The following is a 12,964-nucleotide window of genomic DNA, read 5'->3' on the forward strand; positions in this document are numbered from 1 at the left end:
GGACTGATCTAATTCTTCGGTTTGAGCTCCAACGCTTTAGCGATATGCGTCGTCAATTCGGACTGCTCCTTGATGGTTGCAGCGAGTTCGGCCGGGCCTCCGGGCCGCACCAATTGACCGGTTGCCAGCAATCTGTCGGTGATCGCCTTGTCGGAAACGACCTCGATCACGTCGCGGGCGATCTTCTCGCGCAAAGCCAGCGGCATGTCCTTCGGTCCGTAAAAGCCCGCGGTGGTTTCGACGGCAAGCCCGCCGAAACCGAGTTCATGCACGGTCGGGATATCCGGTGCGAACGAGGCCCGCTCACGGCTTGTCACCGCGACGATGCGAATCTTGCCGGCATTCGCCAGCGGCTGAACGATCGCAGCCGATGTCAGGAGGAAATCGATCTGGTTGCCGGCGAGTGCGGTCGCGGCCTCGACGATATTCTTGAAGGGTATTTTCTGGACCTTGAGACCGCGCGTCTTGATGAAATAGTCCAGGGTGAAGTCCGGCACGCCGGGCGCTCCGGTCACGTTCAGCTTGCCCGGCCGCGCCATCGCCTCGGCGACGAATTCGTTGAGTGTCCTGTTGGCCGAGGAGGCCGGCACGTTCACTGTGAGGACGGTATCGGTGACCCGCGCGATCGGCGTCATGTCGCGCTCAAAATTGTAGGGCACCTTGGCGAGCGTATAGGGATGCGCCATGAACGAGGCGCTCGACGAGTAGAGCAGGGTGTGGTCGTCATTGGCCTGCAGGAAGGCGTTGATGGCCAGCAAGCCGTCGGCGCCCGGCTTGTTCTCGATGATGACCGGCTGGCCCCATTTGGCCTGCAGCTTGTCGGTCATCAGCCGCGCCGCGACATCGGTTGCCGAGCCGGCGCCAAAGGGCAGGACGAATTTCACGGGCCGCTGCGGCCAGGACTGAACTTGGGTCTGGGCCTGGGCGGGAGAACAGGCCGCCCAGAGCGGCAGAACCGCCACCGCCGCGATCATGAGTGCGCCGGCCGCGTGACGCCATCCGCAAGCTCCCCAATTCATCGCGTCCTCGCCTGTTCGTGACTTCACGGTGCCTGTCGATGTTGCGACTATTGATAGCTGCGATTTCGCAAGCTCACAATTCGGTTGCACCGCGTGGTCGTGCGTTAAATTGAACCTGACGCGGTCCTTGTGCGACAATGCCTGACCAGTTCGCCCGACGCGGCGCCTGGCGACCACCCCGGGGGAGCTGCATGCCGAAAAGGACATTTTTCCTCGTCGCGCTTGGCCTCATGCTCAGCCTTACGCCTGCAGCGGCGCAGAAGCGGGTGGCCCTCGTCATCGGCAATGACAGCTATAAGAACGTGACCCCGTTGCGGAAGGCGGCCAACGATGCGCAGCGGATGGCGCAGACCCTCAAGGGGCTCGGGTTCGAGGTAATCGCTGGCACCAATCAGGACCGGCGCGCCATGAGCAACAGCCTGACCAATTTCGAGCGCGCGCTCGGCCCCGGCGACACCGCTTTCTTCTTCTTCGCGGGCCATGGATTCCAGATCAAGGGCGAGAACTATCTCCTGCCGACCGACGTGCCGCTCGCACTCGACGGAGAGGAGGAGAAGGTCCACGAGAATTCCTTTCTGGCGCGCCGCATCATGGAGCGCGTCAGGAACAAGGGCGTGCGCACGACCATTGTGGTGCTCGATGCCTGCCGCAACAATCCGTTCGAGCGGGCCGGCACGCGCGGCGTGCGCGGTGGCGGCGGCCTCGCGGCGATGAGCGAGGATGGCGCCTTCGTGATCTACTCGGCGTCGGAAAACCAGACCGCGCTCGATTACACCTCCGACGACGACAAGGACCCGAATTCGGTGTTCACCCGCTTTTTCGTGAAGGAGCTGGAGACGCCGGGGCTATCGCTGGTCCAGGTCGCCAAACGCACCCAGGCGAGCGTCACGGCGCTTGCCCGTAAGGTCAAACACAACCAGCGCCCCGCCTATTATGACGAGATCGTGGGTGACGTGGTGCTCAACGGCACGCTCGATCCGGCCAAGGCGAAGGAAACCGTTCCGCAGCAGGTCGCCGCGGTCACGCCGGTGCAGCCCTCACCGTTGCCACAGCGCAGCGAACCCGATCAGCTCAACGCGCCCCTCGCAAGCTTCATGCGCCACAACGGCGGCTGGTCGGTGACGCTGTCCTTTGCCGATCCCGTTACCGCAATCTCATGGCGTTTCGGCGAAAGCGGAGCGTTCCGCGAAACCGGGCATCTCAACACCCTCGACCCCCGCACGCGAAAGCGCATGCCCAACCCGTCGATCCAGCTCGATGCCGACACACCAGAAGGCACGCTCTACATTCGCTACGCCGATGCGCGTGGTGAATGGGCCGAGCCGTTCCCGGTGAAATTCGATCCTGTCGGTGCTCTCGAGAAAAGCCAGCGCGAGATCCTGGAGATGACCTCGGGCAATTGGCTGTCCTTCCGCGAGTTCAACGGGCTGATGGTCTATTACACGCACCTCCTGTCATATCGTTGTGCGATCCGCGAGGTGCGGATCGGCATCGACTCGACAGTGCCGGACAAGAAGCTGGCTTTGCCGCCCTGTGATCCGCGCGATCCGTCGTCGGTGCCCTCGAGTGCGCAGTCCTACATGAAGCTGCCGCCCAAGACCAAGGTGATGTCGGTCGAACTGACCTATCGCGATGGCACGACCTCCGAGGTCAAGACCTATCGGGCCGATCAGCGCGGCAACCGGTAAGGCGGAAGGGCTCCGCGCAGAAACGTTCTGGCTCGCCGAGACGGCACAGCCAACCGTACCATCGCTTCCGGCAAAAAGGACTTTGCCGCAATGGCATCGCCGCGCTAACACGCGACGCACAATCGCCGTCACGGAACAGAAACGTCAATGCGAACACAGGTCGGAATCATCGGTGCGGGCCCGGCAGGGCTGATGCTGTCGCATCTTCTGCATCTCAACGGCATCTCCTCGATCATCATCGAGAACCGCAGCCGCGATTATATCGAGCAGCGAATCCGCGCCGGCCTGATCGAGCAATGGGCGGCCGACATGCTGACCGAAACCGGGGTTGGCGAGCGCATGGCGCGCGAAGGCATGTTCCACGACGGAAATTACCTGTGCTTCAATGGAGAAACCCATCACCTCAACTTCCGCAAACTGGTCGGAAAGGGCATCACGATCTACGGGCAGCAGGAGGTGGTGAAAGACCTGGTCGAGCGGAGGCTCGCCGATGGCGGGCAGATCATATTTGAGGTCGACGACACCAAGGTTCACGACATCGCCACCGACAAGCCGTTCATTACCTTCCGTCATGATGGCAAGGAGCAGCGAATCGATTGCGACTTCATCGCCGGCTGCGACGGCTTTCACGGCATCTGCCGGCCGAGCTTTCCGCCGGATGTGCTGACCTTCTACGACCGGGAATATCCGTTCGGCTGGCTCGGCATCCTGTCGGAGTCGCCGCCGCCGGACGAAGAACTCATCTATGCCTATCACGATCGCGGCTTTGCGCTTTACACCATGCGTTCCCCGACACTGGCGCGGCTTTATCTTCAGGTCGAGCCTGACGAGGACCTCGACAAGTGGCCCGATGACCGCATTTGGGAAGAGTTGCATATTCGCCTTGGCGGTACCCGCACCCTGCAGGAGGGCCCGATCCTCCAGAAGGGGGTGACCGCGATGCGCAGCTTCGTCTGCGAGCCGATGCAGACCGGCCGCCTGTTCCTGGCCGGCGACGCCGCGCATATCGTGCCGCCGACCGGGGCGAAGGGCATGAATCTCGCTCTCGCCGATGTGCGCATGCTGTCGCGCGCGCTCGATGCCTATTACAAGCGAAACAACAGCGATCTGCTGGCGGGTTATTCAAAGACCTGCCTCGAGCGGGTCTGGAAGGCGCAGCGCTTCTCCTGGTGGATGACGCAGATCTTCCACGTGTTCCCGGACGAGGTGCCGTTCGATCGCCGGCGCCAGCTTGCCGAACTCGACTACATTGCCCACTCCGTCGCGGCCCAGACCTCGCTCGCCGAGCAATATACCGGCCTGCCCATCGCCTGAGCGCGGCAGGCGCGGTGTCGCTTGCGCCGCGCATTGCCGCACCGTTATGCTGCGCACCAAGGCCGCACGGCAACACCGCCGTAGCCAAGGCCGCACACGGGAGGTGCGCATGAGAAGGAGCTGGGCCCTTGGGGCGTCGCTTGCGATTCTGGCGCTCGGGTTCACGGCGGGGATCGCATCCGCGCAGGATCCCGCAGCATCGTTTCCGAATAAGCCGATCCGCATGGTCGTCGGGTTTGCTGCCGGCGGCGGCAACGACATCTTTGCGCGGCTGATCCAGAATGAATTACAGAAGCGGACCGGCTGGACGGTCGTCATTGAAAACAAGCCGGGGGCCGGCGGCAGGCTTTCGGCCGAACAGGTCGCACGCGAGCCGGCCGACGGCTACACGATCCTGGTCGGCGCCAGCGGCGCGATGGTGATCGGGCCGCTGATCTACAAGACCGAATACGACACCCTGAAGAGCTTCACGCCGGTGACGATGATCGGCGATTTCCCGCTTTTCCTCGCCGTGTCAGCCGACCATCCGGCCAAGACGGCGAAGGAGCTCGTGGCCTGGACCAAGGCGAATACCGGCAAGGCGAACTACGCGACATCCTCGCCGGCCTTCACGCTGCCGACCGAATTGTTCAAGATGAGGTCGGGCGCGAACGGCACCGCGATCCCGTACAAGAGTTCGGCAGAATCGATCCTCGGAGTGGTGTCCGGCAACGCGGCCATGACCGTGGTCGATCCGCCGCCGCTGGTGTCGCAGGTGCAGGGCGGCAAGATGCGCGCGCTCGCCGTCCTCGCCACGGAACGCTTCCCAGACCTGCCGGATGTTCCCACCATGGCGGAATCCGGCTTCCCCGATGTCAATGTGAGCCTGTTCAGCGGCTTTTTCGTTCCCGCAGGAACGCCGAAGCCGATCGTCGACAAGATTCACAAGGAGCTGCATACCGTCATCATGAACAGCGACGTGACCGGCAAGCTGCGCGGCATGGCGGTACGACCGAAGGGATCGGGGCCGGAGGAGTTCGCCAAGATCATCGCCGACGAGCAGAAGCTGTGGTCCGAGGTGATCAAGGCCGGCAATCTGAAATTCGGCAACTAGCTGCCGGAGCGACATACGACAGGGCGGTGCCGGGAAAAAAATAAGAAGCTATCCGTCAAAAACGCGGGGCGCACAAACGCCCCGCGTTTTCTTGTTGATAAACCGCACGCTCAAATCGGCGCGATCCGCGCCGTACGGGACGACTACACGTCGAGCAATTCCTCGCGCGCGAATTCGGCACGTTCGGAGATGAAGGCGAAGCGCGCTTCGGGCTTGGTTCCCATCAGCTGATCGACCGATTTGGCGGTCGCGGTGCGGGCGGCTTCTTCCAGCGTGACCCGGAGCAGCGTGCGCCTCTTCGGGTCCATGGTGGTTTCCTTGAGCTGGCTCGCCATCATCTCGCCGAGGCCCTTGAAGCGGCCGACCTCGACCTTGGCATTGGCGTGGAATTCCTTCTTCAGGATCTCCTCCTTGTGCCGGTCGTCGCGCGCATAGAAGGTCTTGCCGCCATGCGACAATCGGTAAAGGGGAGGGACGGCGAGATAGAGGTGACCGTCCTCGATCAGCTTCGGCATCTGCCGGTAAAAGAAGGTAATCAGCAGCGAAGCGATATGGGCGCCGTCGACGTCGGCGTCGGTCATCACGATGACCTTGTCGTAGCGCAGGTCGGATTCGCGATAATGCGAGCCATAGCCGCAGCCCAGCGCCTGGATGAGATCGGCGAGCTGCTGGTTTTGCGCGAGCTTGTCCTTCCCGGCGGAGGCGACGTTGAGGATCTTGCCGCGCAGCGGAAGAACCGCCTGTGACGCGCGGTCGCGCGCCTGCTTCGCCGAGCCGCCCGCGCTGTCGCCCTCGACGATGAAGATTTCCGAACCCTGCGCCGCGGTATTCGTGCAGTCGGCCAGCTTGCCCGGGAGGCGGAGCTTTCGTACGGCGCTCTTGCGCGCCACGTCCTTTTCCTGGCGGCGGCGGACGCGTTCCTCGGCGCGCTCGATCACGAAGTCGAGCAGCTTGTTCGCCTGCATCGGATTGCCGGCGAGCCAATGGTCGAACGGATCGCGGATCGCCTGTTCGACGACGCGCGCGGCTTCGGGCGTCGCCAGGCGGTCCTTGGTCTGGCCCTGGAATTCCGGCTCGCGGATGAACACCGAGATCATGGCGCAGGCGCCGGCCATGACATCGTCCGATGTGATCACCGCCGCGCGCTTGTCCTGGCCGATGCGGGCGGCGTGGTCGCGCAGGCCCTTGAGCAGCGCTGTGCGCAGTCCGCTTTCATGCGTGCCGCCGTCATGCGTCGGGATCGTGTTGCAGTAGGAGGACACGAACGGGTCGGCATCGGCGACGAAGGCGATGGCCCATTCGGCCGATCCGTGGCCGGCCTTCTTCTCCGTGCCGCCGGCGAAAATGTCGGGGTGCACGCGGGTCGCGCCTTCGATTGAGGCAGCGAGATAATCCTGCAGCCCGCCGGGAAAATGCAGCACGGTTCCCGCGGGCGTGTCGTCCTTGATGAGGGAAGGATCGCAGCTCCAGCGGATTTCCACGCCGCCGAACAGGTAGGCTTTGGCGCGCGTCATCCGGAACAGCCGCGCCGGATCGAATTTCGCCTTCTCGCCGAAGATCTGCGGATCGGGCTTGAAGCGCACCTTGGTGCCGCGGCGGTTCGCGACCTTGCCGAGCTTCTCCAATCCGCCCTTCGGTTTTCCGCGCGTGAAGGTCATGCGGTAGAGCTGCTGACCGCGCGCGACCTCGACTTCGGTTTTCTCCGACAATGCGTTGACCACCGACACGCCGACGCCGTGCAGTCCGCCCGAGGTCTCGTAAGCCTTCGAGTCGAATTTGCCGCCCGCATGCAGCGTGCACATGATGACTTCGAGCGCGGACTTTTTGGGGAATTTCGGATGAGGATCGACCGGCATGCCGCGGCCGTTGTCGGTCACCGCGATGAAGCCCTCGGCATCGAGTTCCACTTCGATGAAGGTTGCGTGGCCGGCCAGCGCCTCGTCCATCGCATTGTCGATCACTTCGGCGAAGAGGTGATGCAGCGCTTTCTCATCGGTGCCGCCGATATACATGCCCGGGCGGCGACGTACGGGTTCCAGCCCCTCCAGCACCTCGATGTGATGGGCCGTATAGTCGCTGTCGCCACCCCGCGCCGGGGAGGCCCGGCCCGCCGCGGTCCGCTTCTTGACGGCCGGGACCGCGTCGAAAAGGTCGCCCGCTTTCTGGGTCTTTTTCTCTGCCTTGCGGTTCTTGGTCGCGGTCCGGGCTGGCTTGGTCGTTTCGGCCATGCTTGTTCGTCGTTGTGTTGATCGGGGGTGCGAATCGCGCAGCAGTCACTATGCCACGCCGATGGCGAAGTCTTGAACCCGCCCATCTCGCCAAGGATTTACTTATTCGGCGCTGGAACATTCAACAAGGTCGGGCTAGACCATGGCCCCCGCCGGTTCCTTCACAAAAGAATGCAGGAATATACCGACCTTGTCATAGCGTTTGTCCGCCACAATCATTGGTGGGCACTCCCGATCGTGTTCCTGCTCGCCTTCGGCGAGTCGCTCGCGTTTCTGTCGCTGATCATCCCGGCCTGGGCGCTGCTTGTGGCGATCGGGGCGCTGATCAACGCTTCGGGGCTGGTTTTCTGGCCGATCTGGCTTGCGGCCGCCGCCGGCGCCGCCTGCGGCGACTGGGTGTCTTACTGGTTCGGCTTCCATTTCAAGGATCGCATCGCTCATATGTGGCCATTATCGCGCCACACGGACCTGCTGCCCCGTGGCCACGCCTTCATGGAGAAATGGGGCATCCCCGGCATCTTCATCGGCCGGTTTTTCGGTCCCTTGCGCGCGGTTGTTCCCCTGATCGCCGGCATCCTGGAAATGGATTACTGGAAATTCCAGTTCGCCAATGTCTTTTCGGCATTGGTGTGGGCCTATGTGCTGCTCGCGTTCGGCGATATCGGCATGGGGGTCGCAAAATGGTTTGGCTTTGCACCGTGGTTCGAGTGAAGAGGTCAAACCGCGCCAGATGACGACGGTCGTCCGAACCTTCCGACATCCGATCGGAGCCATCGAGCGCAAGGGGCGAGAGCTCTATGACGCTGCCATGCGCAGGCTCGGACGCGTGCCGTATGTCGCACGCGCGCAGGGCGCACGCTTTGTGGTCGATACCACGGACCTGATCGACCGGGAGATTGCAGTCAACGCGATCTGGGAGGCGGAGCAGCTCGAGGATTTCGCCGCGCTTTGCCGCACCCACGACGTCGATTGCTTTCTCGATATCGGCGCCAATGCCGGCGTGTATTCGGTCCTCCTTGCGATGAATGGATTGGGCGGCGAAATCATCGCCTTCGAACCGGACCCCGGCAACCGCGCGCGCCTTCTCGCCAACATCGCCGCGAACAACCTGCAGGATAGGATTCGCGTTGTCCCGGATGCCGTCGGCGACAAGGCCGGAGAGGTCGTGCTGATGGAGGCCGGCAGCCACAATCGTGGCGAGTCATGGATCGCCCATCCTGACAAGCCGCCGGAAGAGGCGCCGGGCGTTGCGAGCCACGTGGTGCGGCAGATCCGCTTCGACGATACGTTCCGGTTTTCCGGCAAGACGATCCTTGTGAAGATGGATGTGGAGGGCTCGGAATTTCATGCACTCTCCGGCATGGAGCGCACGTTGCGCGACAATCGATGTTATCTCCAGGTCGAGCTCTATTCGGACCGATTTGACGATCTGAAAGCGTTGTTTTCGAAGCTCGGCTATCGTTACCTTAAGACCAGCTACATCGATCATTACTTCACGAATATTGCGGACGTCCCATAAGGCCCGTCCCGACACCCGTGAATCAGACCAATTGGCGGCGCGGGAATAATCGCCCCTGACCGGTGTTACCGGACCAAACGCGCGTCGCTTTTTTGGGGTGTTTTTGCCGCTATCGGCTCGGCTAAACTCGCAACCACAACGGCTGACCCACGTCCAGAAGATCGGCCGAAACCATGAGGGAGACCAGCATGACCAAATTGACACGCCGGACGATGCTGAGCGGTGCCGCTACCGTCGCAGCCGCAACAATGACCGGCGGATTATCCGGTACCACGGTGCACGCCGCGGCGCCCGCCGTCGGCAAGCAGGTGCCGGGCTATTATCGCTACAAGGTCGGCGATTTCGAAGTGACCGTCGTGACCGACGGCAGGACAGCAACCCCGCTTCCTGACACCTATGTCGCGAATGCGAAGAAGGACCAGGTCAACGAGGTCCTTGCGTCAAGCTATCTGCCCGAGAATACCGCAACCCACCTGTACACCCCCGTTGTCATCAACACCGGCTCGAAGCTCGTTGTCATCGACACCGGTCTCGGACTGGGCATGTTCGGGCAGACCAAGGGCGCAGCCGGACAATTCCATTCCAATCTCGTGGCATCTGGCATCGATCCGAAACAGGTGGATGCGGTCGTCATTTCTCATTTCCATGGCGACCACATCAACGGGTTGCTCGATGCCGAGAACAAGCTCGCGTTTCCGAATGCCGAGATCATGGTTCCGGCCGGAGAGTGGAAGCAATGGATGGACGATTCCAACATGAGCAAGGCGGCCGGCACGCCGCTCGAAGGCAATTACAAGAATGCGCGGCGGGTCTTTGGTGCCTTCGGCAACAAGGTCACGCAATATGAAGACGGGAAGGAACTGGTCGGTGGCATCAAGGCCATTGCAACGCCCGGCCATACGCCCGGCCACATGTCCTATCTGGTTAGCTCGGGGCCGCGCAGTCTGTTGGTGCAGTCGGACATCACTGCGGGCATGGCCTTTTTGTTCGTGAAGAATCCGGACTGGCAGCTCATGTTCGACATGGACAAGCCGCTGGCCGTCCAGTCGCGCAAGAAGATCTACGACATGGTGATTGCCGAGAAGATACCGGTTCAGGGCTACCATTTCCCGTACCCCGGTCTCGCCTATGTCGAGAAGGACGGCAACGGATACCGGATTGTGCCGGTCGGATGGAATCCGACGCTCTGAGACGAGGAGCAAAGGAAAGGGCCGCCGCGAGGCGGCCCTTTTTTCTGATGGAGTAGGCTGAGCCGCCATGTGAGAGGAGCAAGCGATGACCCCAGTGTCACGACGTCACGTTCTCGGCGGAGCCGCAGCACTGGCCATGGCGGCGTCATCGACGGTTCGCACAGCCGTGGCGCAAAGTCCGGGCGCATCAAATACGGAGGCGGGCGCGCCCGGACTTCATCGCATCAAGATCGGCGACATCGAGATCACGTCGATTCTCGACGGCGTGCGGCGCGGCAAGCTGGTCGCGAGCCCGTCGCGCAGCGCCAGTCTCGAGCAGTACCAGGAGGCGCTTGCCGCCGACAATATGCCCCGCGACGAAATCGCTTTGGTGTTCCACCCGCTGCTGATCAAGACTGGCGACCGCCTGATCATGATCGATACCGGCAATGGCCCACGCACGCTCAACGCCGGCACGGGCCTGACCGCGCAGCGGCTCGCGGCGGCCGGCGTCGATCCTGCAAAGATCGACACGGTCATCATCTCGCATTTCCATGGCGACCATATCGGCGGTCTCGTCACGCTGGAGGGCGCGCCGGCCTTTCCGAATGCCGAGATCAAGGTGCCGCTCGACGAATGGAATTATTGGCTCGACGACGCGAACATGAACAAGGCGGCGGAGGGCTCGAACCTGCGCAACGCGCACGCCAATGTGCGACGTGTATTCGGCGCCATCCCGGGCAAATACGTGACCAAGTTTGGAGGCGGCAAGGAGGTTGCACCAGGCATCACCGCAATGGCGACGCCCGGTCACACGCCGGGTCACACTTCCTTTATCATATCGTCCGGCTCGCACACATTGCTGGTGCAGGCGGATGTCACATCCGGCGTCGCCGTCGTCTTCGTGCGTCACCCGGATTGGTTCGGCGGCGGCGACATGGACGGGCCGCAGGCGGTGGCCACGCGCCGCAAGCTTTACGACATGCTGGCGGCCGAGAAGATGCCGATGGCCGGCTATCACCTGCCGTTCCCGGCATTGGGCCGCATCGAAAAGAGCGGCGGCGGCTACAGCTTCGTGCCGGCGGCTTGAGAACGGCGAGAGGCCACGCGCATGAATGCGCGTGGCCTTGCTGTCACAGGGCGGTGCGTCAACGCTTGACGATGACCGCTTCGAGATACTCGCTCGGCACCACCATGGTGCCGTCGGTCGCGCGGTTGAAGCGTGCGATCAGCGCTTCGAGATCGGCGAGCAGCGCCTTGCGCCTGGTTTCGTCCCGGATCGCCGCGGTCGCGCAGAGCGGCGCAGGCGCGCCGGCTGGCGCGCAGCCTGCTCCGCAAGGACCGAAACCTTACCGTGCATGGAGCGCAGGCCGCCTGGCCATTTCCGCCGTCATTCCTGCAGCGGCTCGGCGAAGGCCTGCGAGTTGCCGGCGTGCTGCGATCCTGACGGGCGGTCGGCGCAATTGACCGCACGTCCGGCACCACCTATATGCGCCGCATGACGATCAGCCATTCAAGCACCCGCCGCCGCCGTGCCGCCTTCGCGGCCGGGACGGGTGCGTCTGCCTGATCCGATCCCTGCCGCGTGCCTTCGAAGCCGCGGCCTTCTCCTCCAAATCCGCGCTTTCAAAGGCCCTGGCGACGACGTAAGAACCGGCGGCGAAGCATGGCCGCGTTGCGGAGACTGACATGGCGACGAAAGCGAAGGTCGGCATTCTGGGGGCGTCCGGTTACACCGGGGCGGAACTCGTGCGCATGCTGCTGCGCCACCCGCGCGCCGAGATCGCGTTGCTCACCGCCGACCGCAGGGCCGGGCAGGAGATGCGCAACGTCTTCCCGCAATTTTCGCCATTCGATCTGCCGACCCTCGTTGCGATCGACGGGATCGACTGGAAGGCGCAGGCGCTCGATATTGTGTTCTGCGCGCTGCCGCACGCAACCACCCAGAAGGTTCTGAAGCAATTGCTGGCGGAGGCGCCTGAAACGAGGGTGGTCGATCTGTCGGCAGACTTCCGGCTGAGCGATACTGCCGCCTATGCCAAATGGTACGGGCACGAACATCATGCGCCCGAGCTGCAGAAGGAAGCGGTTTATGGTCTGGCCGAGATCCACAAGCGCGACATCAAGAAGGCGCGCCTCGTCGCCAATCCCGGCTGCTACACCACCTGTGCGCAGCTTCCGCTGGTACCGCTTCTGAGGAATAAGGCGATCGAGACCGAGGGCATTGTGATCGACGCCAAGTCCGGCATGACCGGGGCCGGCCGCGCGGCGAAAGAGGCGATGCTGTTTTCGGAAGTGTCGGAAGGCTTCAACGCCTATGGCGTCGGCAGCCACCGGCACATGGCCGAGCTCGATCAAGAATTTTCACTTGCCGCCGGCAAGGAGGTGATCGTGAGCTTCACGCCGCATCTCGTGCCGATGAACCGCGGCATCCTCTCGACGATCTATGTGCAGGGCCGGCGCGGCCGCACGCCCGAAGAGCTGCACGAGATTCTCAGCAAGTTCTACGAGAAGAGCGATTTCGTTCATGTGCTGCCGTTCGGCGAGACGCCGCATACGCGCCATGTGCGCGGGTCCAACTGGACCTTCATCGGCGTTGCCCGGGATCGCGTGCCTGGGCGCGCGATCATCGTTTCGGCGCTGGACAACCTCGTCAAAGGCGCCTCGGGGCAGGCGATTCAGAACATGAATCTGATGATGGGATACCCCGAAACGATGGGTATCGATCAGATCGCGCTGTTTCCGTAAGCCGCCGACAGACGACAACGCTCGTGGGCTTGGGACGCGCGCATTAGCGCGCGTCCCCATCGCCGTTACACGATGCGGAAGATCGCCAGCACCAGCACGACCTGGGCGAGGAAGCTGACGAAGAAGGCCAGCGTCCGGAACACCGGCAGCCCCGCCGCGTAGACGATCGCATGCGCGAGCCGCGAC

General features: G+C 63.0%; 12 protein-coding genes. 8 read left to right on the plus strand and 4 right to left on the minus strand.

Annotation, left to right across the window (positions count from 1 at the left end; genetic code table 11):
• Positions 1-8: 8 nt before the first annotated feature.
• Positions 9-1,019, minus strand: coding sequence for a tripartite tricarboxylate transporter substrate binding protein (locus tag VN004_RS03365; protein ID WP_325607018.1), 1,011 nt, complete (start codon positions 1,017-1,019; stop codon positions 9-11).
• Positions 1,020-1,210: 191 nt separating this feature from the next.
• Here VN004_RS03365 and VN004_RS03370 point away from each other — a divergent pair, with 191 nt between their 5' ends.
• The 3 genes from VN004_RS03370 to VN004_RS03380 all read left to right on the plus strand — a co-directional run bounded on the left by VN004_RS03370 (position 1,211) and on the right by VN004_RS03380 (position 5,114).
• On the plus strand, positions 1,211-2,707 hold the full coding sequence (locus VN004_RS03370; protein WP_325607020.1) for a caspase family protein: 1,497 nt from the start codon (positions 1,211-1,213) through the stop codon (positions 2,705-2,707).
• 147 nt (positions 2,708-2,854) lie between these two features.
• Positions 2,855-4,021 (plus strand): 4-hydroxybenzoate 3-monooxygenase, encoded by a 1,167-nt coding sequence (locus VN004_RS03375; RefSeq protein ID WP_325607022.1) that lies wholly within the window; start codon positions 2,855-2,857, stop codon positions 4,019-4,021.
• A gap of 109 nt (positions 4,022-4,130) precedes the next feature.
• The gene (locus VN004_RS03380; protein WP_325607024.1) at positions 4,131-5,114 is read left to right on the plus strand and encodes a tripartite tricarboxylate transporter substrate binding protein; all 984 of its coding nucleotides are present in this window, start codon (positions 4,131-4,133) and stop codon (positions 5,112-5,114) included.
• 143 nt (positions 5,115-5,257) lie between these two features.
• On the opposite strand, the gene parE is transcribed toward VN004_RS03380, so the two are convergent.
• Complete coding sequence (gene parE / locus VN004_RS03385; protein ID WP_325607026.1) at positions 5,258-7,342, minus strand: DNA topoisomerase IV subunit B; 2,085 nt, start codon at positions 7,340-7,342, stop codon at positions 5,258-5,260.
• Between the two features lie 171 nt (positions 7,343-7,513).
• Here parE and VN004_RS03390 point away from each other — a divergent pair, with 171 nt between their 5' ends.
• From VN004_RS03390 to VN004_RS03405, 4 genes are all read left to right on the plus strand, one after another.
• On the plus strand, positions 7,514-8,053 hold the full coding sequence (locus tag VN004_RS03390) for a DedA family protein (RefSeq protein ID WP_325607028.1): 540 nt from the start codon (positions 7,514-7,516) through the stop codon (positions 8,051-8,053).
• 19 nt (positions 8,054-8,072) lie between these two features.
• Positions 8,073-8,861 (plus strand): FkbM family methyltransferase, encoded by a 789-nt coding sequence (locus VN004_RS03395; RefSeq protein WP_325607030.1) that lies wholly within the window; start codon positions 8,073-8,075, stop codon positions 8,859-8,861.
• A gap of 188 nt (positions 8,862-9,049) precedes the next feature.
• Entirely contained in the window at positions 9,050-10,051 is a 1,002-nt protein-coding gene (locus tag VN004_RS03400; RefSeq protein ID WP_325607032.1) for an MBL fold metallo-hydrolase, read from the plus strand.
• Between the two features lie 85 nt (positions 10,052-10,136).
• Complete coding sequence (locus VN004_RS03405; protein ID WP_325607034.1) at positions 10,137-11,120, plus strand: MBL fold metallo-hydrolase; 984 nt, start codon at positions 10,137-10,139, stop codon at positions 11,118-11,120.
• Positions 11,121-11,420: 300 nt separating this feature from the next.
• Here the strand turns inward: VN004_RS03405 and VN004_RS03415 are convergent, their stop codons facing one another.
• The gene (locus VN004_RS03415; protein ID WP_325607036.1) at positions 11,421-11,543 is read right to left on the minus strand and encodes a hypothetical protein; all 123 of its coding nucleotides are present in this window, start codon (positions 11,541-11,543) and stop codon (positions 11,421-11,423) included.
• 176 nt (positions 11,544-11,719) lie between these two features.
• Between VN004_RS03415 and argC the strand changes: the two genes are divergently transcribed.
• The gene (gene argC / locus VN004_RS03420) at positions 11,720-12,778 is read left to right on the plus strand and encodes an N-acetyl-gamma-glutamyl-phosphate reductase (RefSeq protein ID WP_325607038.1); all 1,059 of its coding nucleotides are present in this window, start codon (positions 11,720-11,722) and stop codon (positions 12,776-12,778) included.
• A 65-nt stretch (positions 12,779-12,843) separates the two neighbouring features.
• Here argC and VN004_RS03425 read toward each other — a convergent pair.
• Positions 12,844-12,964, minus strand: a 121-nt coding sequence (locus tag VN004_RS03425; RefSeq protein WP_325607040.1) for an MAPEG family protein, incomplete at its 5' end; no start/stop codon positions are given.

Source organism: Pseudorhodoplanes sp. (assembly GCF_035565855.1).
Lineage (GTDB): Bacteria > Pseudomonadota > Alphaproteobacteria > Rhizobiales > Xanthobacteraceae > Pseudorhodoplanes.

Excerpts from the sequence above, each read along its gene's own strand:
- VN004_RS03405 (WP_325607034.1), top strand. The coding sequence starts at position 10,137 with ATGACCCCAGTGTCACGACGTCACGTTCTCGGCGGAGCCGCAGCACTG.
- VN004_RS03390 (WP_325607028.1), top strand. The coding sequence starts at position 7,514 with ATGCAGGAATATACCGACCTTGTCATAGCGTTTGTCCGCCACAATCAT.
- VN004_RS03380 (WP_325607024.1), top strand. The coding sequence starts at position 4,131 with ATGAGAAGGAGCTGGGCCCTTGGGGCGTCGCTTGCGATTCTGGCGCTC.
- VN004_RS03375 (WP_325607022.1), top strand. The coding sequence starts at position 2,855 with ATGCGAACACAGGTCGGAATCATCGGTGCGGGCCCGGCAGGGCTGATG.
- VN004_RS03400 (WP_325607032.1), top strand. The coding sequence starts at position 9,050 with ATGACCAAATTGACACGCCGGACGATGCTGAGCGGTGCCGCTACCGTC.
- argC (WP_325607038.1), top strand. The coding sequence starts at position 11,720 with ATGGCGACGAAAGCGAAGGTCGGCATTCTGGGGGCGTCCGGTTACACC.
- VN004_RS03415 (WP_325607036.1), bottom strand. The coding sequence starts at position 11,543 with ATGGCTGATCGTCATGCGGCGCATATAGGTGGTGCCGGACGTGCGGTC.
- VN004_RS03395 (WP_325607030.1), top strand. The coding sequence starts at position 8,073 with ATGACGACGGTCGTCCGAACCTTCCGACATCCGATCGGAGCCATCGAG.
- parE (WP_325607026.1), bottom strand. The coding sequence starts at position 7,342 with ATGGCCGAAACGACCAAGCCAGCCCGGACCGCGACCAAGAACCGCAAG.
- VN004_RS03365 (WP_325607018.1), bottom strand. The coding sequence starts at position 1,019 with ATGAATTGGGGAGCTTGCGGATGGCGTCACGCGGCCGGCGCACTCATG.
- VN004_RS03370 (WP_325607020.1), top strand. The coding sequence starts at position 1,211 with ATGCCGAAAAGGACATTTTTCCTCGTCGCGCTTGGCCTCATGCTCAGC.